The 25,017-nt window shown below is 69.4% G+C and carries 21 protein-coding genes; 18 read left to right on the top strand and 3 right to left on the bottom strand.

Annotated features, from left to right (window positions below; all coding sequences use genetic code 11):
- Positions 1-25 precede the first annotated feature (25 nt).
- The 15 genes from ACX114_RS07365 to ACX114_RS07295 all read left to right on the top strand — a co-directional run bounded on the left by ACX114_RS07365 (position 26) and on the right by ACX114_RS07295 (position 17,584).
- A complete protein-coding gene (locus ACX114_RS07365; RefSeq protein ID WP_459296079.1) occupies positions 26-1,609 on the top strand; it encodes an efflux transporter outer membrane subunit in 1,584 nt (527 codons plus the stop codon).
- 10 nt (positions 1,610-1,619) lie between these two features.
- Positions 1,620-2,630, top strand: a complete 1,011-nt coding sequence (locus ACX114_RS07360) for an HlyD family secretion protein (protein WP_459296077.1) — start codon at positions 1,620-1,622, stop codon at positions 2,628-2,630.
- 25 nt (positions 2,631-2,655) lie between these two features.
- On the top strand, positions 2,656-5,457 hold the full coding sequence (rbbA, locus tag ACX114_RS07355) for a ribosome-associated ATPase/putative transporter RbbA (RefSeq protein ID WP_459296075.1): 2,802 nt from the start codon (positions 2,656-2,658) through the stop codon (positions 5,455-5,457).
- 2 nt (positions 5,458-5,459) lie between these two features.
- Positions 5,460-6,584 (top strand): ABC transporter permease, encoded by a 1,125-nt coding sequence (locus ACX114_RS07350; protein WP_459296073.1) that lies wholly within the window; start codon positions 5,460-5,462, stop codon positions 6,582-6,584.
- A gap of 70 nt (positions 6,585-6,654) precedes the next feature.
- The gene (locus tag ACX114_RS07345; protein ID WP_459296071.1) at positions 6,655-8,577 is read left to right on the top strand and encodes a Bd3614 family nucleic acid deaminase; all 1,923 of its coding nucleotides are present in this window, start codon (positions 6,655-6,657) and stop codon (positions 8,575-8,577) included.
- 22 nt (positions 8,578-8,599) lie between these two features.
- Positions 8,600-9,367 (top strand): hypothetical protein, encoded by a 768-nt coding sequence (locus ACX114_RS07340; RefSeq protein WP_459296069.1) that lies wholly within the window; start codon positions 8,600-8,602, stop codon positions 9,365-9,367.
- A 42-nt stretch (positions 9,368-9,409) separates the two neighbouring features.
- Positions 9,410-10,324, top strand: a complete 915-nt coding sequence (locus tag ACX114_RS07335; protein WP_459296067.1) for a class I SAM-dependent methyltransferase — start codon at positions 9,410-9,412, stop codon at positions 10,322-10,324.
- Positions 10,321-10,878 (top strand): hypothetical protein, encoded by a 558-nt coding sequence (locus tag ACX114_RS07330; RefSeq protein ID WP_459296065.1) that lies wholly within the window; start codon positions 10,321-10,323, stop codon positions 10,876-10,878. Before ACX114_RS07335 ends, ACX114_RS07330 begins: the two co-directional genes overlap by 4 nt.
- A gap of 100 nt (positions 10,879-10,978) precedes the next feature.
- Positions 10,979-11,200 (top strand): hypothetical protein, encoded by a 222-nt coding sequence (locus ACX114_RS07325; protein WP_206799038.1) that lies wholly within the window; start codon positions 10,979-10,981, stop codon positions 11,198-11,200.
- Positions 11,201-11,245: 45 nt separating this feature from the next.
- On the top strand, positions 11,246-11,467 hold the full coding sequence (locus ACX114_RS07320; protein ID WP_459296063.1) for a hypothetical protein: 222 nt from the start codon (positions 11,246-11,248) through the stop codon (positions 11,465-11,467).
- Between the two features lie 57 nt (positions 11,468-11,524).
- Positions 11,525-11,743 (top strand): hypothetical protein, encoded by a 219-nt coding sequence (locus tag ACX114_RS07315; RefSeq protein WP_459296061.1) that lies wholly within the window; start codon positions 11,525-11,527, stop codon positions 11,741-11,743.
- A gap of 57 nt (positions 11,744-11,800) precedes the next feature.
- The gene (locus tag ACX114_RS07310) at positions 11,801-14,785 is read left to right on the top strand and encodes a hypothetical protein (protein ID WP_459296059.1); all 2,985 of its coding nucleotides are present in this window, start codon (positions 11,801-11,803) and stop codon (positions 14,783-14,785) included.
- Between the two features lie 17 nt (positions 14,786-14,802).
- Positions 14,803-16,587, top strand: coding sequence for an ABC transporter ATP-binding protein (locus tag ACX114_RS07305; protein WP_459296057.1), 1,785 nt, complete (start codon positions 14,803-14,805; stop codon positions 16,585-16,587).
- A gap of 26 nt (positions 16,588-16,613) precedes the next feature.
- Positions 16,614-16,889 (top strand): hypothetical protein, encoded by a 276-nt coding sequence (locus tag ACX114_RS07300; protein WP_459296055.1) that lies wholly within the window; start codon positions 16,614-16,616, stop codon positions 16,887-16,889.
- A complete protein-coding gene (locus tag ACX114_RS07295) occupies positions 16,886-17,584 on the top strand; it encodes a S8 family serine peptidase (RefSeq protein ID WP_459296053.1) in 699 nt (232 codons plus the stop codon). The genes ACX114_RS07300 and ACX114_RS07295 overlap by 4 nt, the downstream gene beginning before the upstream one ends.
- 6 nt (positions 17,585-17,590) lie before the next feature.
- On the opposite strand, the gene ACX114_RS07290 is transcribed toward ACX114_RS07295, so the two are convergent.
- Positions 17,591-20,185 (bottom strand): carboxypeptidase regulatory-like domain-containing protein, encoded by a 2,595-nt coding sequence (locus ACX114_RS07290; protein ID WP_459296051.1) that lies wholly within the window; start codon positions 20,183-20,185, stop codon positions 17,591-17,593.
- 111 nt (positions 20,186-20,296) lie between these two features.
- On the opposite strand from ACX114_RS07290, the gene ACX114_RS07285 reads away from it, so the two are divergent.
- From ACX114_RS07285 to ACX114_RS07275, 3 genes are all read left to right on the top strand, one after another.
- Positions 20,297-20,749: a hypothetical protein gene (locus ACX114_RS07285; protein ID WP_459296049.1), complete on the top strand. Its 453-nt coding sequence runs from the start codon at positions 20,297-20,299 to the stop codon at positions 20,747-20,749.
- A 142-nt stretch (positions 20,750-20,891) separates the two neighbouring features.
- The gene (locus tag ACX114_RS07280; RefSeq protein WP_459296047.1) at positions 20,892-23,060 is read left to right on the top strand and encodes a xanthine dehydrogenase family protein molybdopterin-binding subunit; all 2,169 of its coding nucleotides are present in this window, start codon (positions 20,892-20,894) and stop codon (positions 23,058-23,060) included.
- A gap of 2 nt (positions 23,061-23,062) precedes the next feature.
- The gene (locus tag ACX114_RS07275) at positions 23,063-23,551 is read left to right on the top strand and encodes a (2Fe-2S)-binding protein (protein WP_459296045.1); all 489 of its coding nucleotides are present in this window, start codon (positions 23,063-23,065) and stop codon (positions 23,549-23,551) included.
- A gap of 58 nt (positions 23,552-23,609) precedes the next feature.
- Here the strand turns inward: ACX114_RS07275 and ACX114_RS07270 are convergent, their stop codons facing one another.
- Both ACX114_RS07270 and ACX114_RS07265 read right to left on the bottom strand, forming a co-directional pair.
- Positions 23,610-23,870: a hypothetical protein gene (locus ACX114_RS07270; protein ID WP_459296043.1), complete on the bottom strand. Its 261-nt coding sequence runs from the start codon at positions 23,868-23,870 to the stop codon at positions 23,610-23,612.
- Positions 23,871-23,882: 12 nt separating this feature from the next.
- The gene (locus ACX114_RS07265) at positions 23,883-24,977 is read right to left on the bottom strand and encodes a hypothetical protein (protein ID WP_459296041.1); all 1,095 of its coding nucleotides are present in this window, start codon (positions 24,975-24,977) and stop codon (positions 23,883-23,885) included.
- Positions 24,978-25,017 lie beyond the last annotated feature (40 nt).

Here is a 25,017-nt window from a genome sequence, read left to right as displayed (position 1 = left end):
GGGGACGGCCAACGCCATGCAGGGGATGAAGCCGGGATTCACATCCTTCGTGGGCACCGTGCCGCTGCTCGGCGTCCTCGCCGCGCTCTCCGGGTGCGCGGTCGGCCCCGACTTCAAGAGGCCCGAGGCCGCGGTCGCGAAGGAGTGGCGCACCCAGGGCGACCCGCGCCTGTCGACGCAGGCCGCGGTCGACACCCAATGGTGGAAGTCATTTGGTGATCCCTCGCTGGACCGGCTCGTCGAGCTCGCCGCCCGGCAGAACCTGCCGTTGCAGATTTCAGGACTGAGGATCGTCGAGGCGCGCGCCCAGTTGGCCATCCTCACCGGCCGGCAGTACCCGCAGGCCCAGGCCCTCGTCGGCAGCGCCGCCGCGGTGGGGCGCAGTGAGAACTCCGCCGCGGCCAACCCCATCGATTTCAACCTGGGCTCCATCGACCGCCACTTCCTGGAGTACCAGCTGGGCTTCGACGCGCTGTGGGAGGTGGACTTCTGGGGCAAGTACCGGCGGGGCGTGGAGTCGGGGACCGCAGGCCTGCTGGCGTCGGTGGCGGACTACCAGTCCTCGATCGTCTCGCTCACCGCGGAGGTCGCGCGAACCTATGTGCTGGTCCGCACGTACGAGGTGCTCATCGAGCAGGCGCGGGAGAACGTGCGCATCCAGGAGGAGGGCTACCGCATCGCCGAGGCGCGCTTCAAGAACGGCGTCACCTCCGAGCTGGATATGACGCAGGCCGCGACTCTTCTGGAGAGCACCCGCGCCACCATCCCCCAGTTGGAAGGCGGGCTGGAGCAGGCTCGCAACGCCATGAGCACGCTGCTGGGCCAGCCCACGGGCGAGGTGGAGGCGCTGCTCGCGGGCCCGAAGCAGATTCCCGTGGCGCCCGCGACGGTGGCTGTCGGCATGCCGGCGGAGATCCTACGGCGGCGCCCGGATGTCCGCGCCGCGGAGCTGTATGCCGCCGCGCAGTGCGCCCGGATTGGCATCGCGGAGGCGGAGCTCTACCCGAGCTTCTCCCTCTTCGGGACCATCGGGCTCCAGGCGAGCACCAGCGCCGCGGCCTCCGGCAACCTCTTCTCCCTGGGCAGCCTCTTCTATTCCGTGGGCCCCCGGGTCGTCTTTCCCTTCCTGAACTACGGCCGCCTGAAGAACGGGGTGCGGGTGGAGGACGCGCGGTTCCAGCAACTGCTCGTCAACTACCGCAACACCGTGCTCAAGGCGGCCCAGGAGGTGGCGGACGCCCTGACGGGCTTCATCCACGCCCAGCAGGCCATGGCCTTCCAGCAGGCCTCGGTGAAGGCCGCGCAGCGTTCCGTGGAGCTCGCGGTGGTGCAGTACCGCGAAGGCGCCGTGGACTATCAACGCGTGCTGGACGCGCAACGGTCGCTCCTGGAGCAGCAGAACAACCTGGCCCAGACGAGCTCCTCCATCGCCACGAACCTGGTCGCCCTCTACAAGGCGTTGGGCGGAGGCTGGGAGGTCCGCCGCGATCAGCCCATCGTGCCGGAGCCGATGCAGGCGGAGATGGAACAGCGGACCCACTGGGGCGACATGCTGTCCAAGCCGCGAAAGCAAGAAACCAAGACGGTCTCGCAGCCCGTCAAGCCATAGAGACTCCGCCATGCCCAAGAGCGCGAAAGGGAAATACAAGTGGGTGATTGGGCTGGTCGCCATCGCGATCGCCGCGTTCATCGGCTTCAAATATTGGAAGGGGAAGAAGTCCGCGCTGCCGGAAGGCATCGTCTCGGGCAACGGGCGCATCGAGTCGAAGCTGGCGGATGTCTCCGCGAAGGAGCCCCTGCGGGTGCGGGAGGTCCTCGTCAACGAAGGCGACCTCGTCAAGCCAGGACAGGTGCTGGTGCGCCTGGACACCACCACGCTGGAGTCCAACCTGGCGGAGGCCAACGCGAACCTCGCGGCCACGCAGGAGAAGCTGGCGGTGGCCGAGGCGGGCATCGTCAAACAGAAGAGTGAAATCCAGCTGGCCACCATCGAGGTCGAGCGCTCGCGGAGGCTGGTGGCCAGAGGGGCCGGCTCGCAGCGGGACCTGGACGTCCGGGAGAGCGAGCTGAAGACCAGCCGGGCCGGCCTGGCGGAGGCCGAGGCCACGCTGAAGACCTCACGGGAGGAGATTGAAGTCGCGCGAGCCAACGCGGCGACGATCCAGACGCGCATCAACGACGCGACCCTCAAGTCCCCGGTGACGGGCCGGGTCCTCTACCGGCTCGCGGAGCCCGGCGAGGTGCTGTCGCCAGGCGGCCCCGCGCTCACGCTGGTGAATCTGGAGGACGTCTTCATGGAGATCTTCCTCCCCGCGAGCGAGGCCGCCCGCGTGAAGATCGGCTCCGAGGCGCGCCTCACCGTCGACTTCGAGCCCGACCGCTCCATCCCCGGCTACGTGTCCTTCGTGTCACCGGAAGCGCAGTTCACGCCCAAGCAGGTGGAGACGAAGAGCGAGCGGGAGAAGCTGGTGTTCCGCCTGAAGCTCCAGGTCCCCCGGGAGCTGGCCAGCCGCTACGTCGAGCGCATCAAGACCGGCATCCGCGGGGTCGGCTACGTCAAGGTGGACCCTGACGCGGCGTGGCCCTCCCGGCTGCAGAACGTCGTCACCGCGGAATCCGACCCCCAGTAGCCCGGCGACAAGGGAAGGCCCAGCCATGGTCTCATCCGTGTCTCCAGGGGCGCCAGCCGGCTCCAGCAGCCGGCTCGTGGTCTCCATCCAGGACGTGACCCACCGCTACGGCAAGGCCGTGGCGCTGGACGGCCTCTCGCTCGACGTCCCCAGCGGCATCCGGGTGGGCATCGTGGGGCCTGACGGCGTGGGCAAGTCCACGCTGATGGCCCTGGTCGCGGGCGCCAAGAAGATGCAGCAGGGGCGCGTGAGGGTCCTGGACGGGGACATCGGGGACGCGCGGCACCGGCGCGACGTGGGGCCGCGCATCGCGTACATGCCCCAGGGCCTGGGCAAGAACCTCTATCTGGAGCTCAGCGTCTACGACAACGTGGACTTCATGGCCCGGCTCTTCGGGCTGTCCCCCGAGGAGCGCAAAGTGCGCGTCCCGGAGCTGCTCGCGGCCACCGGCCTGGGGAAGTTCGCGGAGCGCCCCGCGGGCAAGCTCTCCGGCGGCATGAAGCAGAAGGTGGGGCTGTGCGGCGCGCTGGTGCACGACCCGGACCTGCTCATCCTCGACGAGCCCACCACCGGCGTGGATCCGCTCTCCCGGCGGCAGTTCTGGACCCTCATCGACGAGATTCGCGCCGGGCGCCCCGGCATGAGCGTCATCATCTCCACGGCGTACATGGACGAGGCGCAGCAGTGGGACTGGATCGTCGCCATGGACGCGGGGCGCGTGCTGGCGACAGGGTCCCCCGCGGAGCTGATGGCGCGCACGGGGACCCAGGACCTGGAGAAGTGCTTCATCGCGCTCCTGCCCGAGGAGAAGCGCCGGGGCCACAAGGAGATCACCATCCCGCCCCGACCGCCAGGCAACGCGGAGCTGGCCATCGAGGCCCACGGGCTGACCCGCCGCTTCGGGACCTTCACCGCCGTGGACCACGTCACCCTGTCCATCGAGCGCGGTGAGATCTTCGGCTTCCTGGGCTCCAACGGCTGCGGCAAGTCCACGACCATGAAGATGCTGACCGGCCTGCTGCCTCCCACGGAGGGCACGGCGAAGCTCTTCGGCAGCTCCGTGGACGCAGGCAGCATGGAGGTGCGCAAGAACCTGGGCTACATGACGCAGGCGTTCTCGCTCTACGGCGAGCTGAGCGTCCAGCAGAACCTGGTCCTGCACGCCCGGCTCTACCACCTGCCTCCGGACAAGGCGAAGGCGCGCATCGATGAGCTGGTCGAGCGGTTCGGGCTGGGCGCGCACATGGACGCGTTGGCCGGGGACCTGCCCATGGGCCTGCGCCAGCGGCTCTCCCTGGCCGTCGCCGTGCTGCACGGGCCTCAAATCCTCATCCTGGACGAGCCCACGTCGGGCGTGGACCCGGTCGCCCGGGACAGCTTCTGGGAGCTGCTCATCGACCTGTCGCGCAAGCAGGGCGTCACCATCTTCGTGACCACGCACTTCATGAACGAGGGGATGCGCTGCGACCGCATCTCCCTGATGAACGCGGGCAGGGTGCTGGCGGCGGACAGCCCCCAGAAGCTCATCGAGTCCCGGAACGCGGACAGCCTGGAGACCGCCTTCATCGGCTACATGGAAGACGCCATCGCCGAGAAGGCCCGCGCCGAGGGCAAGGACACGCCCCCGGCTCCCGCGCCCGAAGCCGCCCCTCCGCCCCAGCCCCCGGCCGCGCCCCGGACGGACCGGGCCGGCCTCCGGCTGCGGCTGGGCCGGCTGCTCGCGTATGCCGCCAACGAGACCAGTCAGATCCTCCGCGACAAGGTCCGGCTGGCATTCGCCTTCATCGGCTCGGCGGTGTTGATGCTCGTCTTCGGCTTCGGCATCACGACCGACGTCGAGAACATCCGCTATGCCGCGCTGGACCTCGACCAGTCACCCGAGAGCCGCGCATACCTGGAGCAGTTCAGCGCGGCGAAGCCCTACTTCGCCCCGACGCAGCCCGCGCAGTCCTCGGATGAAGCGCTCCGCCGGCTCCAGTCCGACGATGTCTCGGTGGTGATGGAGATTCCGCCCCGCTTCGGTCTGGACCTCCGCCGGGGCTCCGGTCCCGAGGTGCTGGCGCAGGTGGACGGCGCCATGACCTTCCGCGGCGACACCGTCGAGCAGTACGTGCAGGGGGTCCACAACCGGATGCTCCGGGATCCCGCGAGCGGCTTCCACTCCGCCAGCGCGCAGGAGTCCACGGCCAACATCGAGGAGCGCTACCTCTACAACCCCACCTTCAAGAGCATCTACTCCATCGTGCCGAGCGTCCCGGCGCTGCTGCTCCTGCTCATCCCGGCCATCCTCATGACGGTCAGCATCGTGCGGGAGAAGGAGCTGGGGTCCATCATCAACTTCTACGTCACGCCCACGGGGCGGCTGGAGTACCTGCTTGGAAAGCAGCTGCCCTACGTGGCCATCGGCATGGCCAACTTCTTCATCCTGACCGCGCTGTCGCTGGTCGTCTTCGGCGTCCCCATCAAGGGCAGCTTCCTGACGCTGGTGGTCTGCGCGCTGTTCTACGTCATGGCGACGACAGGCATTGGGATGGTGACGTCCACCTTCACCGGCAGCCAGGTGGCGGCCGTCTTCGTCACGGCCATCCTGACCATCGTGCCGACCATCCAGTTCTCCGGCCTGCTGCAGCCGGTCTCCACGCTCCAGGGTGGCGCCAAGCTCGTCGGCTCCATCTGGCCGGCCACCTATTACATGCACGCCAGCCTGGGCGCCTTCACCAAGGGACTGAGCGCGGGCCTCATCCTGCGGGACGTCGCCTTCCTGGCCGTGTGCGTCCCCCTCCTTCTGGCCATCAGCGTCCTCGGCCTGAGAAAGCAGGAGAAGTAGCGGTGAACTCACTGCTGAACATCCTGTGGCTCGGGCTCAAGGAGATCCGCAGCCTGCTCAGCGACGCGGTGCTGGTCGTGTTCGTCGTGTATGCGTTCACCCTGGCCATCTACGTCCAGGCCACGGGCACCTCCAGCGAGGTGAACAACGCCTCCATTGCGTTCGTCGACGAGGACGGGTCCGCGTTGTCCAAGGAGCTGCTCAACGCGTTCTATCCGCCCCGCTTCATGTTGCCGGAGGTCATCACCGCGGATGACATCCAGCCGGACATGGACCGGGGCCGGTTCATGTTCGTCGTGGTGATTCCGCCCCGCTTCGAGCACGACCTGCGCGCGGGGCGCAACCCGGACGTCCAGCTGAACATCGACGCGACCGCCATGCAGCAGGCGGGCATCGGCTCCGGCTACATCAAGAACATCCTCAACGACCGCATCTCCTCCTTCCTCAAGCGCACGGAGGAGACGGGGCCGAAGCCCGTCAACCTGGTCATCCGCAAGCTCTTCAACCCCAACGGGGTGTCGTCCTGGTTCAAGAGCGTGGTGGCCATCATCAATCAAATCACGCTGCTGACGGTCGTCCTCACGGGCGCCGCGGTCATCCGCGAGCGCGAGCACGGGACGCTGGAGCACCTGCTCGTGATGCCGCTGACGTCATTCGAGATCGCCATGGCGAAGGTCTGGGCCAACAGCCTGGTCATCCTCGTCGCGACCGGGGCGTCGCTGTTCCTGGTGGTGCACCTGGTGCTGAAGGTGCCCTTCGCCGGCTCGGTGGTGCTGTGGTTCGTGGGCGTCGTGCTCTACCTGTTCTTCGCCACGGCGCTCGGCATCTTCCTGGGGACCATCTCCCGCTCGATGGCGCAGTTCGCGCTGCTCATCATCCTGGTGGTGCTGGTGCTGATGCTGCTTTCGGGCGGCAGCACGCCCGTGGAGAGCCAGCCGAAGTGGCTGCAATACCTCACGTACCTGCTGCCGGCCCGGCACTTCGTCAGCTTCTCGCAGGTCATCATCTACCGCGGCGGCGGGATGTGGGCCGTCTGGCGCCAATTCCTGATGGTGAGCGCGGTGGGCGTGGGGTTCTTCGTCTACAGCCTGGCGCTGTTCCGCAAGTCCATCGCGGTGAGCAAGTAGGGCGGTCGCTGCCCCTGGTGCGGGGGGACCCGGTCGCTATACTCGTTGGATGTCTCTGCATGACACCGCAATGAAGATGGCGCTCCAGCTCAAGCAGGAGCGCAACCGCGACGTCGCGCTGCTGATCCCCTCGAGCGTGGCGCTCAAGGCCGCCTCCAACAACAAGGCGTCAGCGACCACGACGACGACGACCCCGACTCCCTCGACCTCGTCGAAGAGCAAGCCGACCTGCCCGTCCTTCTGTTTCGGGCTCGATGTCTCCAATGACTATGCTGGGCATACTGCGGTCGTGAACGTCGTACAGCACGCCTGCGAGCGCTATGGCGCCGACGCCCGTGCGGATGCCCTCATCTATCTGACGCGGCCTCCTTCGAACGCGGACCGCGGCATCTTCGCCCAGCAGATCACCGGGCCGAAGCCCCGGCTCATCTACCTCCAGGACAATGCGCTTCACATCGAGCGTCCATCGAAGGCGAACCTTCGCAACCTCAAGGGCAAGCAGACCCTGGAGAAGCCGTACAAGGATACGGACTGGAGCGAGTCCAATGAGGAGACGCTCGAGAAGGTGCTCTCCGGGAATGACGAGGAGTGGATCGTCTTCGATGCGCCCTGGCCCGTCACGCACGTGGCGCCGTGGATCTCTCCGCTGAAGGGTGGCGCCACGTACGACAGGCTGGGCCTCCGGAGCCAGCAGCTCTTCGACCATCTCTTCCTGCTCGTTGCGTACTCGCTGGCCGCGCCCACCGATGACCAGGTCGAGACCCACCTGGGCCGGGACGATGAGGAGCCCAGCAAGGGTTTGAAGGTGGGGGCACTGCTCGTGAGCCCCTCGGGTGAGCTGCTGAGCTGGGGAGCGGACTTCTCCTCCATGCTTCACGCGGAGGTGAGCACGCTCAAGCTCTACTCGCAGCAAAACCCCGGCAGCACGCTCCCCCCCAACGCCCGCCTCTATACGTCGCTCGAGCCCTGCTTCCAGTGCGCCGGCCTCATCTCCACCTGCGCGCATCCCCGTGGGCTGACCGTGGTCTGTGGCCAGGAGGATCTGGGGCTTCGGACCGTCCAGGCCGGCAAGCAGGAGGTGAAGGGCGATCTCACCTTCCTGAAGGAAGGCTCACCCTTCAAGCCGGAGCACGTGCAAGAGGTCTTTCCGAAGGACTCCCCCTACCTGAAGCTCGACGGCAAGGTTGAGAAAGGGACCTTCGCCAGCAAGCTCGGAGAGAAGCAGATCGAGGCTCAGAGCCTCTATGAGAAGTCGATGCGTCTGCACCACAAGGACCATCAATCCAAGCTCGCGAAGACCAAGAAGAAACAGGCCGAGCTCCAGCAAAGACAGCTCTTGGAGAAGCAGCCGCTGGAGGAGAAGGACCAGTCGCTGCGGACCCGGATCCAGGAGCTCAAGTCCAAGCAGTCTGGTGATTCAGAGGAGGGCAGTCAGGACTCCGACACCACGGCGCTCCTGCTGGAATTGGAGGGCGAGCTGAACCAGCTCCTGGGGCCCTTGAAGGAGCTGGGCGAACGCCATAGCTCGGAAGAGAAGACGCTGAGCACCAAGACCCGGGAACGCGAGAAGAAGGTTGCCGAAACGAACTTCGACAAGCTCGCCCCGGCCAACAAGAACAAGTACGCCAAGTCCATCATGGAGGCCCTGGGCCTCGAGTTCTACAGCCGCCGGCTCGTGAAGGCCCGCCTGCAACTCGTGCTCATGGCCCGCCTCATCCTGGTGGACAAGAAGCTCGAGGAATCCGAGCGGCGGCTCCTGATGCGCCTGTGGGACAACGCCATGTTCCTGCTGCTCTGGGCGGGCCGCGCGACGCATCAGCAGCTCATCTCCAATGCGCTTCGCAGCCTGAAGCGCTCACGCGGCGGGAACGCCTTCAAGGCGAAGGTGCTGGGCGAAAAATACACCGAGAAGAAGCGGCCGGACCTGGAGGAGGTGCGACTGGAGCTCAACGACATCCTGACGGAGGCCAAGCGGTTCCTGGAGAAACAATAGGCCCGCGCCTATCCTCCTCGCGATGCCATCGCTCCCCCGCCTCCACCTCTTCGAGTTCCTCGACCAGTCGTGGCTGCCCGCGCCGCTGCGCCGGGGCGAGGTCGACTACCTGCACGTCGTGCTCGACAAGACGCGTCCCTATGACGGCATGGCGACGCAGCTGGCGGCGCTCTTGCGCATGTCGGGGACGAACCGGATTGTCGACCTCTGCTCCGGCACCGGTGGCCCCTGGCGCACGTTGCTCCCGGTCCTCCAGAAGCAGAACGCCGAGGCCGAGGTGCTGCTCACCGACCTGCATCCCACGCCTGGACTGGAGCTGCCTCCGGGCGCGCACTACCGCGACACACCAGTGGATGCCACGCGCGTCCCCGAGGAGCTGACGGGCGTGCGGACCCTCTTCGAGGCGTTGCACCACCTGCGCCCGCCGCAGGTCCGCGCCCTCCTCGAGGACGCCGTCGCGCGCCGTGCCCCCTTCGCCGCCTTCGAGCTCACGCAGCGCTCGCCGGTCTACATCTTCTTCCAGTTGCTGCTCGTCATCCCCCTGGTGTGGGGCTTCACCCCGTTCATCCGCCCCAGGCGCTGGTGGCGATGGCTGTTCACCTACCTGGTGCCCATCATCCCGCTGCTCGTCCTCTGGGATGGCGTGGTGTCGTCGCTGCGGACCTACGCGCCGGAGGACCTGGAGAAGCTGACGGCGGGGCTCGACGCGAACGGGTACACCTGGCACACCGGCGTCCACCGCGCGCGGGGAATGGCCATCACGTACCTCATCGGGCAGCCAGGCGAGTAGGGGCGCCGCGGCGTTGAGGTACACTCCGGAGCACTCGCTGGAATGTCCTCCGACCTGCTGGAAATCTCAGACCTCATCGTCGACTACGACGTCGCGACGCTCCAGCCCCGGCCGGTGTCGCGCGACTCCGTCGTGGCGCGGCTGATGGCGAACGGGCAGCGGGCCGCCGCGCGGCTCGTGCAGCGGTTTCCCGCGTCCAATGACACGCTCGACTTCGAGGCCTGCGACCTGGCCCTGCTGCGCTCCCACATCGAGCTGCAGCGGCTGAGCGAGGAGTTCCTGCAAGCGGACCGCATCCGCTGCGTGTTGCTTCCGCTGCTCCAGGCGCTGCGTGAGTCCGGGGTGAAGCCTCCGCTGCGCATCGTCGACGTCGGCTGTGGGCTCGGCTACGCCGTCCGCTCGCTCGCGGCGCATGGGCGGCTGGGCCGTGACGTCGAGATCATCGGTTGTGACATGAACGTGACGCTGATTGAAAACGCCCGGCGGCTCGCGGAGGAGGAATCCCTCTCATGCGAGCTCCGGGTCGCGAACGCGTTCCAGCTGGAGCAGCCCGGACACATCTTCATCTCCACGGGCGTGCTGCATCACTTTCGCGGCAACGACCTGAACGCGTTCTTCGCCGGCCAGCGGCAGGGACACGCCTTCGTGCACTACGACATCCAACACTCGGTGCTCTCGCCCTGGGGTTCGTGGATGTTCCACCAGGCCCGCATGCGGGAGCCGCTCGCGCGCCATGATGGCGTGGTCTCCGCGCGGCGCGCCCATCCCACACGGACGCTGCTGTCGGCGGCCCGGTCCGCCACGGGTTTCACCTGCGCGTCCCTGGACGGAGCCCGCAACCTCCTGGGCGCCATGCTCCGGCCCATGACCGCCACGCTGGGGACGCGCGCGGAGCTGTGGGAGCCGCTCCAGCGCCACCTGGGCCCGCTGCGCGAACGGCTGGGCCCCACGACATGAACGCCGTCCTTCCGGTGCTGCTCGCGCTGCTGGCCGTCACCGACGCCGCGTTCTGCGGCTTCCGGGTGGCCGCGGGCCGGGACGCCCGCATCTTCAAGGCCGACTTCTACCGGGCCGCCATCCGCCGGGGGATGGGCCGGGGGCTCTTCACGACCGCGCTGGTGGGTGCCGGCATCGCCGGGGCCTGCCTGTTCTCACCGGGCCTGTTCCCCCAGTTGCTCGTCTGCGCGCAGGCGATGCTCTGGGTGCTCCTGCCCTACGCGACCCTGACGCTGGTGGGCATGGGCGTCTGGGCCGCCGCGGAGGCCGACGTGCGGACGCTGGCGAGCGTGGTGGTCCTGGGGCCGTTCACGCTGATCCGTCCGTGGGTCATCGCCGCGGCGGCCGTCGTCGGCGCGTGGAAGGCACCGGGCTTCACCGCCGCGCTCGTCACCGTCGCGGCATGCGGGGTCCAGCTCGCGCTCGAACCCTGGCTCGATGTCGGCATGCGCCCGCGCATCCCGGGCGGTGGGTCCGGTGAGACCGTGAAACACCAATCCACGCGTCTTTCCTGACACTTCCGGGCACCCTACCCTCCCCTGCCTTGCCCGCTCCCCGGTCCCTTCCTAGGATTCAGGGCTCCGCTGATCCCCCTCAACACCTGGAGTCCTCACCATGCGGTACACCCGCAAGAACATCTCCGAGCTGCTTGGCACCGTGCAGGGCAACCCCGACGTCGTGGGCTTCTGGACGTCCACCATCGGCGGCTACACGTACAACATCACCCCGTCCGCGGGCGGCAACATCCTCCAGGACATCTACAACCCGAATCACCGGATGTGTGAGGACGGCGGCCAGACCGTGTTCGAGGACGCGGCGCAGATCGGCTGCTACTAGCGCCTTCGGTTCGCCGTCTCCCCACGTCACACCCGGAGCACTCCCATGCGTTACACGCGCAAGAACGTCAGTGAGCTGTTGAACGCGGTGCAGGGCAGCCCGGATGTCCAGGGCTTCGGCACCTCCACCTTCGCCGGCTCCACCTGGAACCTGGTGCCCTCCTTCGGCGGCGGCGCTGTCTGGCAGAACTACTGGACCTACCAGTGGACCTGCGAGGACGGCGGCTCCGTCACCGCCGAGGACCGCTCCACGTTCGGCTGCTACTAGCCCCGCGGCCCGCGCCTTCTCTTTTCCGCCGTTCCACCCGCCACACGGAGGTCCCCGATGCGATTCACGCGCAAGGATGTCTCGGAGCTGCTGGAGCAGGTCAACGGAGGCCCGGACGTCCTGGGCTTCGCCACGTCGAACTTCTCCAGCACCACGTACACGCTCGTCGCATCGGGACCGGGAACGGTCTGGCAGGACCTCTACAACTCGGCCCACCGGCTGTGTTCCGAGGACGGCGCGACGTCTCCCTCCGAGGACTGCGGCGGCGGCGCCTAGCCTCAGCCCCGCGGTCCGCTGTGCCTCCCCCGCTTCCCCCCGTCTCGCGGTCCCCTCATGAACACGCGCCTCACCCTGATCCTCAACACCCACATGCCGCAGGTGTTGGGCGAGGGGTCCCTCTTCGATGAGCCGGAGAACTGGCTCTTCGAAGCGCTGACGGAGACGTACATCCCGCTGTTCCGGATGCTGGAGCGCTGGGACTCCCAGCGCTTCGCCGGCACGCTGGTGATGTCCTTCACCCCGTGCCTCTTCGAGCAGCTCGTCGCCTGCGAGGAGCGCTACACGGGCTACCTCCAGTTGCTCAAGCGCATCGCCACGCGCGAATTGGAGCGCACGTCGCGGTTGGACCTCTACAACCGCTATGAGAAGTATCCCCAGGCCCTGTCGGATGAGTCGCTCGCGCGGGTGCACCGCACCGCGGGCATGTACCTGCGGCGCGTGGAGGACAGCCTCGCGTTCCTCCAGCAGCACAGCCTGCGGGACGTGTTCGCCACGCTGGGGCGCGACCGGCCGTCCAACGTGCAGCTGTGGACCTCCACGCCGCAGCACAACTTCCTGCCCTTCTTCCAGCCCGCCGTCGCGGACCGGCTGGTGGCGCGGGGCGTGGAGGCCTTCCAGGACACCTTCGGCGGCGAACCGGACGGCCTCTGGCTGCCCGAGTGCGCCTTCCAGCCGGGGCTGGAGCGCGTGCTCACGCGCCATGGCATCCGCCGCACCGCGCTCAGCCTGACGGGCATTGGCGCGTCCCAGGCCCAGGACCCCAGCGGCGTGTTCCGCCACGAGGACCTGGAGGTGCTCGTCCACGACTACCGCATCGGGCTGTACCTGTGGAAGTCACCCGAGTCCACGTTCCCCGCGCATCCGGTGTACCGCGAGTTCTTCCGGGACGTGGGCTTCGACCTGCGGCCCGAGTACTTCGAGGAGCTGGGCGTGCCCGTGCCCGCGAACAAGCGGGGACACGTGTGGACGGGTCTCAAGTACCAGGCGGTGACGGGCCAGAAGGTCGACCTGGGCCAGAAGGCGCTCTACGACGTGGAGGCGGCCCGCGCCCAGGTGAAGCACCACGTGCGCGAGTTCTGGGAGCTGTTGGACTCGCGCCGCTCGCTCGTCCAGGACGGGCAGACGTTCGTGCTCGCGTTCGACACGGAGCTGTTCGGCCACTGGTGGCACGAGGGCATCGAGTGGCTGGAGGGCGTCATGCAGCCCGCCGCGCCCGTTGAGATCCAGGCCGCCCCGCCGCCGCCCGAGCCGCCGTCGCTGCCCCGGCTCTACTATTCGACGTGGGGACGCGACTTCTACAGCGAGCACTGGCTGACGCCGGGCAACGCGTGGATGTACGCGCTCATCAAGCTGGTGGAGGCGCAGCTGCCGGAGCCGGTGGACGCGGAGACGCGCGAGACGTGGCGCCGCTTCGAGGTCTTCAGCGGCAGCGACCTGCTGTTCATGATTCCGGACCCTACGCAGCGGGACCGGGCGCGCGCGCTGTTCCTCGCGCGCTACGCGGATGTCGTGTCGCGGCTGAAGGACTTCTCCTCCGAGCTGCTCACGTCCTTCCCGGTGGACCCCTTCAAGTGCGTGCTCATCCAGGTGAGCAAGGCCAGCGGGCAGGAGCAGCCGCCGTTCCTCCTGCGCCGGCTGTCGCTGGAGGGCGTGAACACCGGGGCGCGCCGGGAGCTGACGCTGGACGCGGAGGTGCTGGAGGTCGCGGGCCTGCGCGTCGCCTTCCAGTACTTCCTGCTGCACCCGCAGGGCCGCTACGCGCTGCGCGTGGAGGGCTCCGAGCGCGAGCACGTCTTCCAGATGCCGGACTACGGCGTGCCGCTGCTCATCGCGCCGGACACGCGCACCTATCCCAAGTACGACCCGGAGGTGCTGTACCAGAAGCTGGGTGAAATCTGGGAGGGCGACCAGCGGCTGCCCCTGAAGATGAACCCCACGCTGCGCAGCCGGCACATGTACACGCGCGCGCACGTGATGGAGGTGCTCGCGGGCAAGCGGACCGCCGTCTTCAAGTACAACAAGGAAGGCTACGCGCTCTTGCGCTTCCGCGACCGGAGCCCGGCCCCCGCGTGCGTCGTCTTCGACGACGCGGTGACGCTCAGCGACGCGGGCACGTACATCCAGGCGGGTGAGCTGTCCGTGCCCGTGGTGAACGACCCGGCGGCCATCGCGAGCCATGACTTCGATGCGGTGGTCTTTACCTGCTCGCTCAACTTCGAGTCCGAGGTCCCGCACGTCCGCGCGCTCCTGGAGGTGGCCACGCGCAGGCGGCTGCCGGTGGTGTCGCTGTACGACGACATCCTCTATTACGACCTCTTCGACGGGCTGGAGCCGGACCCCGACCTGTTCTTCCGCGTGGCGGTGCCGGAGCAGGAGGCGCTCGCGAAGCCGGCCCTGGCGGACTACGGCCCGCGCAACCTGCTGGGCGTCTTCGGCACGGACACGGTGCAGGGCAAGTTCACCACGCAGGTCTACCTGCGCGAGGCGCTGGCGAAGCACGTGCGCGTGCGCCACCACGCCACGGAGCCCACGGGCATCCTGCTGGGCTCGGACACGGGCTACTCGCGCGTGCTGCGCGTGGAGGGCCCGCAGCGGCTGGCGTTCGAGCGGCGGCTCATGACGGAGCTGGCGAAGGACTGCGACCTGGTCATCACCGGCGGGCAGAACGGCCTGCTCTACGTGCCGCAGGGCCAGGACCGCCGGGCCAACGCGTCCACGCACATCTACGAGACGTTCCTGCCGCGCCTGGTGGTGCTGACCGTGGCGGTGGACACGAAGCCCGAGGACGTCATCGCGACGCGCGAGTACGTGGAGTCGCTGGCCCGTGAGCACGGCGTGCCCTGCACGGTGGTGGGCTTGGCGATGATGGGCGGGCGCAAGCTGCTGGGCAGCCGCTGGACGGAGACGTGGTTCCTGGGCGTCCGGGATGAGGTCCTGGAGGAGGCGCGGCGGAAGATGGAGCAGCACACCGGCCTGCGCGTCCACGCCATTCCGGAGGAAGTGGACGCGCTGGCGCGGAGCGTGCTCACGCACCTGTGATGGAAGCGGGCGGCGCGATGCGGACAGAAGGGGCCCCCGGGCTGCGGCAGTCGGCGCGCTATCTCGCCGCGCTGCTGCGGCTCCTGCGTCCCGCGTGGGGCTCGCTCGTGAGGAGCGCGCTGCTGGGCCCGATCATCGCCGGGCTCCTGCTCATCCCGCCCTTCCTCACGCGGCTGTTGTTCGACCACGTGTCATCCCCGCAGGACCTGGGGCTGTTGCACGTGCTGGTGCTGAGCATCCTCGCCGCGTCGGTGGCGGCGGCGCTCGCGGAGTCGCTGTTCGGCTATTACTCCTCGTACCTCACGGTGAAGCTGGAGAGCTCCGCCGCGCTCTATCTCTTCAACCACCTGCAGCACCTGCCGGACCGCTTCTTCTCCCGGCGCCAGGTGGGGGAGCTCACCAGCCGCTTCGACGACGCGAAGGCGGGCATGGCGCTGGTGCTGGGGTTGATCCGGCTGGTCTTCTCGCAGCTCACCTTCCTGGTCGTCATCCCCTTCACCCTGGCGTCGCTGCACTGGGAATTGGCGCTCGCGGCCGTGGCCACGCTGCCCTTCGTGGTGGCGGTGCCGCTGCTCATCGGCCGCGCCATGGGGCTCGCGTGGCAGGAGGTGATGGGCGTGCACGGCGCCCTCCAGGCGCTCCAGGTGGAGACGCTGCGGCAGAGCCGCACGACGAAGGTGCTGGCGCTGGAGCCGTTCATCTACCAGCGCGCCGCGGGGCTCATGCAGTCCGTGCTGCGGGCGCACCTCAAGGCCCACGGGGTGGAGGGGCTGCTGCGGCTGTTCGAGCGCACGGTGGAGGCCGCGCAGACGGCGCTGTTCACCTGGCTGGGCTGGCGGCTCATCCTCCAGGGGAAGCTGACGCTGGGCGGCTTCGTGGCCTTCGTGGCTTATGCCGCGTACCTGCGCGGGCCGGTCATCGAGGTCATCGGCTTCGTCACCGGCCTTCAGCAGCGCGGGGTCCACCTGCGCCGCTTCTTCGAGTACCTGCATGAGACGCCGGAGCAGGACCCGGCCCGCTCGCTGACGCCGCCGGCTCCGGTGACCCGGCGGCTCTCCGGCGGGGTGGAGCTGGAGGACGTGTCCTTCGGCTACCTGCCCGGCCAGGACGTGCTGCGCGAGGTGCGCGCGCGCATCCGGCCCGGCTCGGTGGTGACCATCGTCGGCTCCAGCGGCTCCGGGAAGACGACGCTCGCGCGGATGCTGACGCGGTTGGAGGAGCCGGGCAAAGGGCGCGTGCTGTTCGACGGTCAGGACGCGCGGACGCTGGAGTTGTCCGACCTGCGCCGGCAGCTCGCGGTGGTGTGGCAGGACGTGGAGCTGTACCACGGCACCGTGCGCGACAACCTCACCCTGGGGCTCTCCGCCGTGAGCGACGAGGACCTGCGGCAGGCCGTGCGGCTGTGCGCGCTGGAGCCCGTCCTGGACGCGCTGCCGCAGGGCTTCGATACGCCGGTGGCGGAGGCGGGCGCGAGCCTCTCCGGCGGGCAGCGGCAGCGGCTGGCGCTGGCCCGGGCGGTGCTGCGCGACGCGCCCGTGCTGTTGTTGGACGAGGCCACCTCGCAGCTCGACGTGGAGACGGAGTCCGCCATCGTGCGGGCGCTGCTCGCGCGGGCCCGGGAGCGTGGACAGACGGTGCTGTTCATCACGCACCGGCTGGCCAACGCGCTCCTGGCCGACGAGGTGTGGATGCTCGCGGGAGGCCAGCTCGTGGGCCAGGGGCCGCACGCGGAGCTGCTCGCGCGCTGCGCGCCGTACCAGCGGCTGTTCCGCGCGGGCATGGGCGAGGCGGACGCCGCATGACACGGCAGAAAGGAAGGGCCCCGGCCATGGCGAACGAGCTCCCGCTCCCCACCGCGCCGCTGCCGATCCTGGAGGACCCGGAGCACGCCGGCCTCTTCGTCGTGCGGCGCATTGGCACCCTCACGTTGCTGCTCGTGCTGACGTTGGGCGCGGGGATGGTGCTCGCGGGCTCGCTCGTGCACCTGACCGTGTCCGTTCCGGACGCCGTCCCGCCCCGCACGGAGTCCGTGTCGCTGGGCACCTATGTGTTCCGGCAGTTGAAGCTCTGGAGCCCTTCGCGGCCGGGAGGCGCCTCGCCGTGAAGAAGGTGGGCATCATCGACAGCGGCGTGGAGGTGGCCTTCCTGCGCGAACATGGGGTGCACCTGGCCGGGGCGGCGTCCTTCTCGCTCGACCTGGACGCGCAGGTGCTGGAGGCGCGTGCCTACGAGCGGGCGGAGTTGGAGGCGTGGCGGGACGGCACGGGCACGCTGGACTTGGAGGACACGCACGGGCACGGCACGGCCGTCCTGAGCATCCTCCACGACCAGGTCCGCCCGTGGCCGGACGTGGAGGTCTACGTCGCCCGCGTCCTCGACCGGAACAGCCGCGGGCACTCGCTGTGCCTCGTGGAGGCGATGGGGTGGATGCTGGAGGAGGTGGGCGTGGACGTGCTCAACCTGAGCCTGGGCACGCCCCACCGCACGATGGAGGCCTCCATGCGGGAGCTCACCGACCGCGCGGCGGCACGGGGCGCCGTCATCGCCTCCTCCGCGGGCGCGATGCACACCCTGCCCGCGCAGCTGGAGTCGGTGGTGTCCGTGGGCGACTCCGCCCTCCTGGAGCACGTGGGCGCGGACGTGAAGGTGGACCACGTCGTGAAGGAGCGGGAGGTGAAGCTCTACATGGGAGGCCACTGGATGCAGGTGCCCATGACGACCAGCTTCGCCTGCGCGGTGGCGGTGGCCGGCGTGCTGCGCGACGGTGTGCCTCCGGGCTGGCGGCGCAAGCAGGGCTGAAGCGCCTCACGGCGGGGGCGGTGTCGCCTCCATGGCCACGTCGCCCAGGTCCAGCACGTCACCGTCCTTCATCTTCAACGGCCTTCGCACACGTCCCTGCGAAGGGCCGCCCAGGATGAGGAGGACGCGCTCGCCCGCGCGCACCCCGCCGAGGGAGAAGCGGCCCTCCGTGTTGGAGACGTGCTCCAGCAAGGGCTGCTCCCCCTCGATGAAGACGAACGCGCCGGAGACGGGCGCCTTCGTGGCCGCGTCCACCACCCGGCCCCGCACGGTGCCGGAGGCCTCCAGGGGAATTTCCACTTCGAGCACCGCGCCCGTGGTGGGAGAGGCCGTGGTCTCTCCGATGGAGCCGTCCACCGTGCGCGCCGTCAGCTTCACGGGGTCGGGCGGGACGTCGCGCAACTCGAAGCGGTCGCCGGAGAACTCGAAGGGGCCTTCGCCCTTGGGGAGGTAGCCCTTCTGGAGCTGGAGCGAGAGGGTGAAGCCGCGAACGGGCTCGCCCTTGCGCACCACGCGGCCACGGAGGAAGGCCGAAGGCCTCAGCCGCGCCACCACCTCCTTTTCGAGCGTGACGGCCACGGGCTCGCTCGAACGTCCTCCATTGCGCGCGACCAGCAGCACGCGGGCCGGGAGAGCGGTCCCCTCCCGGAAGGAGACGGTGAAGCGCCCCTCCTCATCCGTGGGTGTCATCGACAGGGGGGCGCCCTTTCCCTCCGCGGCCGTGAGGGTGACGACGGCGTGGGGCGACGGCGAGCCATCCGGCTCCAGGACGACACCCCGGTACGCGCGCGCCTCGGGCAGTTGCTCCCAGATGAACTCGACCTGGGCCGTCCGTCCCGCCTCCACGCGCACCTGCTCCTGCTTGCTCTGAACGAAACGACCGCGCGCCGCGAGCGTGACCGAGTAGGCGCCAGCGGGAAGGGACATCCGGAAGACTCCATCCGCACCCACGGCGGCGGTGCTGAGGGTCATCCCCGTGGCCCCAGGCGGCATGTCCGCCATGGCCGTCACCTCCAGCGGACCGTCCGTGAGGACTCCCCGGGCCGCGCGCACCCTGCCCTCGAGAGTCCCCGTGCCATCCAGGGTGAAGTCCGCCCGGGCCGTGCGGTTCTCCTCCACGGAGACGGTCTGGCGGATGCCCGCCGTCGACCCATCATGGCTCGCGGAGAGGGACAGGATGCCCGTGGCGAGTCCCTCGAGCCGGTAGCGGCCGTCCGCGTCCGTGCGGGCATCGACGGAGCTCAACTCCCCTCCGCGGCTCCAGCCGTTGATGCCGGAGATCCGGGCCGCGGCCACCGGCGCTCCATTGCGGTCGCGCACCTGGCCCTCCACCGCGCCGGTGCCGGAGAGCTGGATCTCCACGGGAAAGTGTTCGCCCTGGGTGACCGTCAGGCCCCGGCGCATGGCGGGCGAGTAGCCCGACGCCGTGACCTTCGCGTCGTAGCCGCCGGGGGCGAGCCCCCGCACGACGAAGCGCCCCTCCGCGTCCGACATGACGACGGCGGGGTCTCCGCCCCCGCCGGAGAGGCCGACCTCGACGCGCGCGCCCTCCACCGGCTTGCCCGAAGGCGCCTCCACGACGCGGCCCTCCAGCACCGCGCCCGGTCCCAGTTGGATGCGCACGTCGCGCACGGTGCTGCCCGCGACGCAGAGCACTGGCAGGTCGAGCGCGCCGGACTCCTCGCCGCGCCGGGCGGACAGGAGATGGGAGCCGGGCTCCACCTCCACGGAGAAGCCGCCCTGCGCGCCCGTCGTCACCACCTGGGAGGGGCTGCCGCCGACCTGCACCTCGGCGTCCGCGGCCGGCAGGCCCTTCGAGTCCACGACGAAGCCCTCGATGACGCTCGCCAGCCGGAGCGCCAGCGTCAGCGGGCCCTCCGTGGGGATGCTCACGCGGTTCAGCACCACGCGCGCGTAGCCGGGCGCGCGGGCCTCCAGCACGTAGGTGCCCGGGGACAGTCCGTCGATGCGGAAGTTCCCTCGCTCATCGCTCGTCGCATAGACGCGCTCGTCGTCGGGTGCATCCGGGCGCTGCCAGGTCTCCATGTCACGGGCGTGCGCCGTGAGGACGATCTCCACGAGCGGCAGCGGCTCATTCGTTCCGCGCACCACCGTGCGGCCCGTGAGTGATTGCGCGGGCTCCAGGGCGATGCGCAGCACGGTGCGCGACTCGCCGAGCGGGCGGGACACGCCGTGCAGCAGCGGGGCCCGGCCCGGAGCGCGCACCGCCACCAGGTAGCGCCCGGGCCCGGAGGCGAGCCGGACGTGTCCTTGAGGATTCGTGACCCCGGAGCCCATCAGCGCCCAGGTGGACGCCCGCGCGCCCCTGGCGTAGAGCCGCACGGTGATGCCGGGTGAAGGCTTTCCGTCCGCGAGCACCTCCACGTCCAGGACGCCATCCGCTTCATTGGGGGACTGCTGCGTTGAGAGTGCCTCCACCGGGTCGGAGCGCTCCGGCGTGGGCACAGGGCTCGCGGGGCGCGTCCGCCAGGCCTCCGCGTGGCCCTCTGGCGCGGCGGGTCCTTCGGAACGCAGCGCGAGGAACAGCACGAGGCCACACGCGACCAGGGCCGCCATTCCACCGATGAGCCACCTGCGCATGACCGCCGTCCTCGCCCCCGCCTCCCTGGGGCACATGGCCACCAGTATCCCCCGAAGCAGCGCGCGCGTCCCGCCTGGAGATGCAACCGCGCGCTGACACACGATGACGCCATGCTCCTGAAGCATCTCTACAGAATCAGCCTGGAAGCGCCGAATCACTGGTGCTTCTTCATTGGCGTCGGCCGGGAGACGGACAACACGCTCGACGGGCTTCGCATCGAGCGGCTGGACGCGTACATCCACGGATTCAGGAACGCGCAGCGCGAGAGTTCCGGCAGGGATCCGGAGGCCGAGGCCTTCTTCACCTGGTTGATACAGGTGGGCGAATTTCCGGGTCAGGGGTGGCACCGGAAGTATTACGAGGACGAGGGCGGGGACGAGCTCCGCGCCATCACGAAGTTCTTCGGCCTGCTCCACAAGTACCTCCTCGAGCAACGGCCTGAGTGGTTCCGCGCCTTCAACGGCGAGCCGCGTCCCAGTCAGATCCACCATGGCGGCGGCGTGCCGGTCCGCCCCGACATCCGCCTCCCGGCGCACATGGAAGCGGCCCAGGTCACACGCTGAAGGTGTGCAGCCTGGCGACAGCACGGCGCTTCAGGACCGTTCAGGTTCCTGTCCCGGATGTTTCCGCGCGCCAGGTGACAGGTGCCGCACAGGGCCTCCCAGGTCGTTGGGACCGCCCTTGGCCGCGTGAGAGACTTTGCCCATGGCTGACCTGCCGCCCACGGACACAGCTCCCCCGGCTCCTCCTGAAGGGCTCGACCGCCGCAAGTTCCTCACGTGGCTGGTGGCCTCGCCCACGTTGATGATCGCGGCCCGGCTCGCGCTCGACGTTCCCTCCGCCCAGGCTTCGGAGGTTTCGGCGGCCCCGGAAGAGACGCCGCTCAACCTCTACGTCGCCATCAGGACCGACGGGCGCGTCGTCGCCACCCTGCCTCGCACGGAGATGGGCCAGGGCATCACCACCGCCGTGGCCATGCTCGTCGCGGAGGAGCTCGACACGGGCCTCGATGCCGTGGACGTGCACACCGCCGACGCGGATCCGCGCTGGCTCATCCAGCTCACCGGCCTGTCCTCGACGATGCGCTATCTGGCCGGCCCGCTCCGCGCCGCCGCCGCGGAGGCCCGGGCACGGCTGGTCACCGCAGCAGCGCACCGCTGGCGGGTGCTGGCCCTCACGCTCACCACGGCGCAGGGCGAGGTGCGCCATCCCGACGGCCGCAGGCTCGGCTACGGCGAGCTGGCGGAGGACGCCACGCGCGTGCTGCTGCCGGAGGTCTCTCCGCTGCCGAAGGCTCCGAGCAAGTACACCGTGGTCGGTCAGCCCACGGGCCGCGTCGACGCACGGGACATCGTCACCGGCGCGGCGCGCTTCACCCTGGACCTGGACATCCCGGACGCGGTGCCCACGGTGGTGGCGCGGCCTCCCACGCTGCTCGGCAAGGTCCAGTCCTTCAATGCCTCCACGGCCCGGGCCCTGCCTGGCGTGGTCGGCGTGGTGCAGATTCCTTCAGGCATCGCGGTGGCGGCGCGGACGTACTCGCAGGCCTTCTCCGCTCGCGACGCCTTGCAGGTCACCTGGAGCCCTGGCCCGGCCAGCCACCTCTCCGACGCCGACATCCGGACCCGCCTGCGTGACGCCATCGGGCCCCGGCCGCTGCCTCCGCTCTTCACGACCCGGGTCGTGGAGGGACGCTTCGACTTCCCGTACCTCGCGCACGCGCCCATGGAGACGCAGAGCTGCGTGGCGCGGGTGACGGCGGACACGGCGGAGATCTGGTCCGGCGTCCAGGATCCGAAGTTCGCGCGGAGCCAGGTCGCCGCGGCGCTCGGCTGGGCGCTCACTCCGCAGCGGGTCACCGTGCATCCCATCCGCGCCGGAGGAGGCTTTGGCCGGCGCTTCTTCACCGAGGCCGCCGTGGAGGCCGCACTCATCTCGCGCGCGCTCGGGCAGCCGGTGAAGCTGATGTGGAGCCGCAACGATGAGATGCGCCACGGGCACTACCGGCCCGCGAGCCATCACCGCATCCTCGCCTCGCTGGGCCCGGGGGGCTCCATCCTTGGCTGGCAACACCGCGCCGCCATCCCCACCGTGGAGTTCCCCCACGGCTTCGGAGACCTGCTCACCTCCCTGGTCGGTCAGGTCCTGCCGGACGTCACCAGCGCGGTGTTCTTCGCGCTGACGCAGCACGTCCCCTATCAGTTCGGCTGGGTGGCGCAGGAGCTGGCCGAGGTGCCGCTCCCCATTCCCACCGCGTCCTTCCGCTCGGTCTTCACCAGCCAGGTGGGCGTGGCCAACGAGATCTTCGTCGACCAGCTCGCCCGCGAGCTCCAGCGAGACCCGGTGGAGCTGCGGCGCTCGCGCCTCACCTCCCGCAGGCTCAAGGCCGTGCTGGAGCGCGTGGTGCAAGAAGGCGCCTGGGGTCGAGCGCTGCCTCCCGGTGTCGCGCAAGGTGTCGCCGTGCTGGAGGAGTGGGACAGCGCCATCGCCCATCTCATCGAGGTGGACGTCACGTCCGGGACGCCGCGCGTGTTGCGCGTGGTCATCGCGGCGGACGTGGGACTGCCCATCAACCCGAAGGGCATCGAGGCCCAGCTCCAGGGCGCCGCGATGGACGCGATGTCCACCACGCTGAGCGCCGGGCTCCACATCGACGCGGGCGCCGTGCGCGAGGGCAGCTTCGCGGACTACCGGTGGCTGCGGATGAAGCACGCCCCCGCCTCCATCCAGGTGCACCTGGTGCGCTCCGACGACCGCGTGGGCGGCGTGGGAGAGCTGGGCTACCCCAGCGCGGCGGCGGCCCTGGCCAACGCCATTGCCCGGGCGACGGGCACCATGCCCACGCGCTTTCCCATCCTCGACGAGGGAGTCTGACCATGCCGGCCCATTCCTTCCTCCTCAACGGTCAGCCGGTGTCGGTGGACTCGCCCGCGGACCTGCCCCTGTTGTGGGTGCTCCGCGACATGCTGGGCGTCACGGGCCCCAAGTACGGCTGCGGCGTGGGCGTCTGTGGCGCGTGCACCAGCCACCTGGACGGTGAAGCCTTCCGTCCCTGCCTCCACCCCGTGGGCGACATCGCGGGCCGCGAGGTGAAGACCATCGAAGGCCTGGCGGACGCGTCCGGCCTGCATCCCGTGCAGGAGGCGTGGATCGCCGAGGACGTGGCCCAGTGCGGCTTCTGCCAGCCGGGGCAGATCATGGCCGCGGTAGCGCTGCTGCGCAGGAATCCCCAGCCGACCGACGCGGACATCGACGCGGCCATGAGCGACAACGTCTGCCGCTGCGGAACCTACGTCCGCATCCGCGCCGCCATCCACCGCGCGGCGCTGCTGCTGCGAAACGGTGCTCGCGTCCCGGAGCGGTGAAGCCTCACGTTGGGAGCCAGCCTCCCGCGAGCAGGCACAACCTGCGGCAGGAGGTGGGTCAGCTCCCGCCAGCTTCGCGGCGGACCTCGTAGCCAGCCTCCCGCAGCCGCCGGATGAAGTCATCCGCATTGGTGGAGGCGCGCAACAGGGCTCCGAGTGAATGCTCATGCCTCGCATCCAGTGCGCGAGCGTTGAGGAAGGGATGAGTCAGCGGCTTCATTCCCGGAGCCGGGCGGGCCGTGCTCTGGATGATTCCAGGCTCCGGCGTGAACGTGAGGACGGTGACGCCGTCACGGGTGACGTCATAGCGCGGGGTCATGGCGGAGTCGGGCTAGAGCTGGCGGGGTGAACCGTAGATCTGCTGCAGGAGCGCGTAGGCCTGGGGGTCATTCGCCTGGACCCATTTCGCACCATTCGCGCCCGCCCCCTTGTTCCGTCCGAAGTAGGCGGCCGTGAGCTGGGCGAAGTACTCATGCGAGTTGGAGCTGGCGTAGTCATCCGTGAACGCGCCACCGCGAGCCCTCTGGGCTTCGTAGGCATCCTCGATGGCCTGGCGCTCCTCGGGGGTCACGCCCTGGGAATGGATGGCATGGGCCAGCTCGTGGATGCCCACGCTGTGATTGCCGGCATAGGGGTCCGAGCTCAGCTCGGACAGGTTCTCCTCGGAGATGGCCGTCGCGACCCGGCCATCCGGCAGCGACACCCCCGAGACGCCTCGCACGTCCTCCCAGGGGCGGCCATCGAAAGTCTTTTGCCCGCGCAGCGACTGGAACTCCGGCAGGTCCGTCAGCTTCGAGCCCTGGGGAATGATGACCACCACGTGCCCTGCTGCGCGCATCCGCTCCGCGATGTCAGGCCGGGCCGCGGTGAGCTCGCGCGCCACGCGCGAGGCCTCGTTGATGGCGCTCTGACGCACGCCATTCGCGCGGATCTCGAACCCTCCGGACTGGACGGTCTGGTTGGGCGCGAGCGGCTCCGTGTCCCGAAGCAGGAGCGAGACGCGCTCCTTCGCGGCCTTCGTGAAGTCCGACTCGTAGCGGCCGAGCTGCCGCTGCAACACCTGGCGCTCGGCCTGCGTGGTGCCGTTCTTCTGGACACGGCTGGCGAGCCGCTCGGCTTCCGTCAGGGTGACCTTTCCATCGAAGCGCGCCCGGTGGAGCTCCGCGCGGACCTGCGCCGGTGAGTTGGGCTCGGTGTTCCGCGGCTTGAAGTGGGCCACCTTCGACAGCGTCTTCTGCGCCGCGGGCTCGAAGAAGTCATTCTGGTGCGCCAGCTTGCGGTGCAACAGCTGTCGCTCGTCCGCGGTGACGCCGTCCTTCTTCGCCGTCTTGACCAGGCCCTTGGCTTCCGCGTTCGTGACGCGACCGTCCTTCATCACGGTCTGAAGCTTCTGCTTGAGCGGTTTCGTGCCACCAATGGCCGTCATGGCGCCCCCGGAAGGATGCCCCGTCTTTCTACCATGGCCC

The sequence above is a fragment of the Corallococcus sp. M7 genome (assembly GCF_054512695.1).
The sequence above is the reverse complement of the archived record's forward strand: the minus strand, read 5'-3'. Positions and strand labels throughout refer to the sequence as shown.

Coding starts and splice junctions, on each gene's coding strand:
- ACX114_RS07365 (WP_459296079.1), top strand. CDS start 26: ATGAAGCCGGGATTCACATCCTTCGTGGGCACCGTGCCGCTGCTCGGC.
- ACX114_RS07360 (WP_459296077.1), top strand. CDS start 1,620: ATGCCCAAGAGCGCGAAAGGGAAATACAAGTGGGTGATTGGGCTGGTC.
- rbbA (WP_459296075.1), top strand. CDS start 2,656: ATGGTCTCATCCGTGTCTCCAGGGGCGCCAGCCGGCTCCAGCAGCCGG.
- ACX114_RS07345 (WP_459296071.1), top strand. CDS start 6,655: ATGAAGATGGCGCTCCAGCTCAAGCAGGAGCGCAACCGCGACGTCGCG.
- ACX114_RS07340 (WP_459296069.1), top strand. CDS start 8,600: ATGCCATCGCTCCCCCGCCTCCACCTCTTCGAGTTCCTCGACCAGTCG.
- ACX114_RS07335 (WP_459296067.1), top strand. CDS start 9,410: ATGTCCTCCGACCTGCTGGAAATCTCAGACCTCATCGTCGACTACGAC.
- ACX114_RS07330 (WP_459296065.1), top strand. CDS start 10,321: ATGAACGCCGTCCTTCCGGTGCTGCTCGCGCTGCTGGCCGTCACCGAC.
- ACX114_RS07325 (WP_206799038.1), top strand. CDS start 10,979: ATGCGGTACACCCGCAAGAACATCTCCGAGCTGCTTGGCACCGTGCAG.
- ACX114_RS07320 (WP_459296063.1), top strand. CDS start 11,246: ATGCGTTACACGCGCAAGAACGTCAGTGAGCTGTTGAACGCGGTGCAG.
- ACX114_RS07315 (WP_459296061.1), top strand. CDS start 11,525: ATGCGATTCACGCGCAAGGATGTCTCGGAGCTGCTGGAGCAGGTCAAC.
- ACX114_RS07310 (WP_459296059.1), top strand. CDS start 11,801: ATGAACACGCGCCTCACCCTGATCCTCAACACCCACATGCCGCAGGTG.
- ACX114_RS07305 (WP_459296057.1), top strand. CDS start 14,803: ATGCGGACAGAAGGGGCCCCCGGGCTGCGGCAGTCGGCGCGCTATCTC.
- ACX114_RS07300 (WP_459296055.1), top strand. CDS start 16,614: ATGGCGAACGAGCTCCCGCTCCCCACCGCGCCGCTGCCGATCCTGGAG.
- ACX114_RS07290 (WP_459296051.1), bottom strand. CDS start 20,185: ATGCGCAGGTGGCTCATCGGTGGAATGGCGGCCCTGGTCGCGTGTGGC.
- ACX114_RS07285 (WP_459296049.1), top strand. CDS start 20,297: ATGCTCCTGAAGCATCTCTACAGAATCAGCCTGGAAGCGCCGAATCAC.
- ACX114_RS07280 (WP_459296047.1), top strand. CDS start 20,892: ATGGCTGACCTGCCGCCCACGGACACAGCTCCCCCGGCTCCTCCTGAA.
- ACX114_RS07275 (WP_459296045.1), top strand. CDS start 23,063: ATGCCGGCCCATTCCTTCCTCCTCAACGGTCAGCCGGTGTCGGTGGAC.
- ACX114_RS07270 (WP_459296043.1), bottom strand. CDS start 23,870: ATGACCCCGCGCTATGACGTCACCCGTGACGGCGTCACCGTCCTCACG.
- ACX114_RS07265 (WP_459296041.1), bottom strand. CDS start 24,977: ATGACGGCCATTGGTGGCACGAAACCGCTCAAGCAGAAGCTTCAGACC.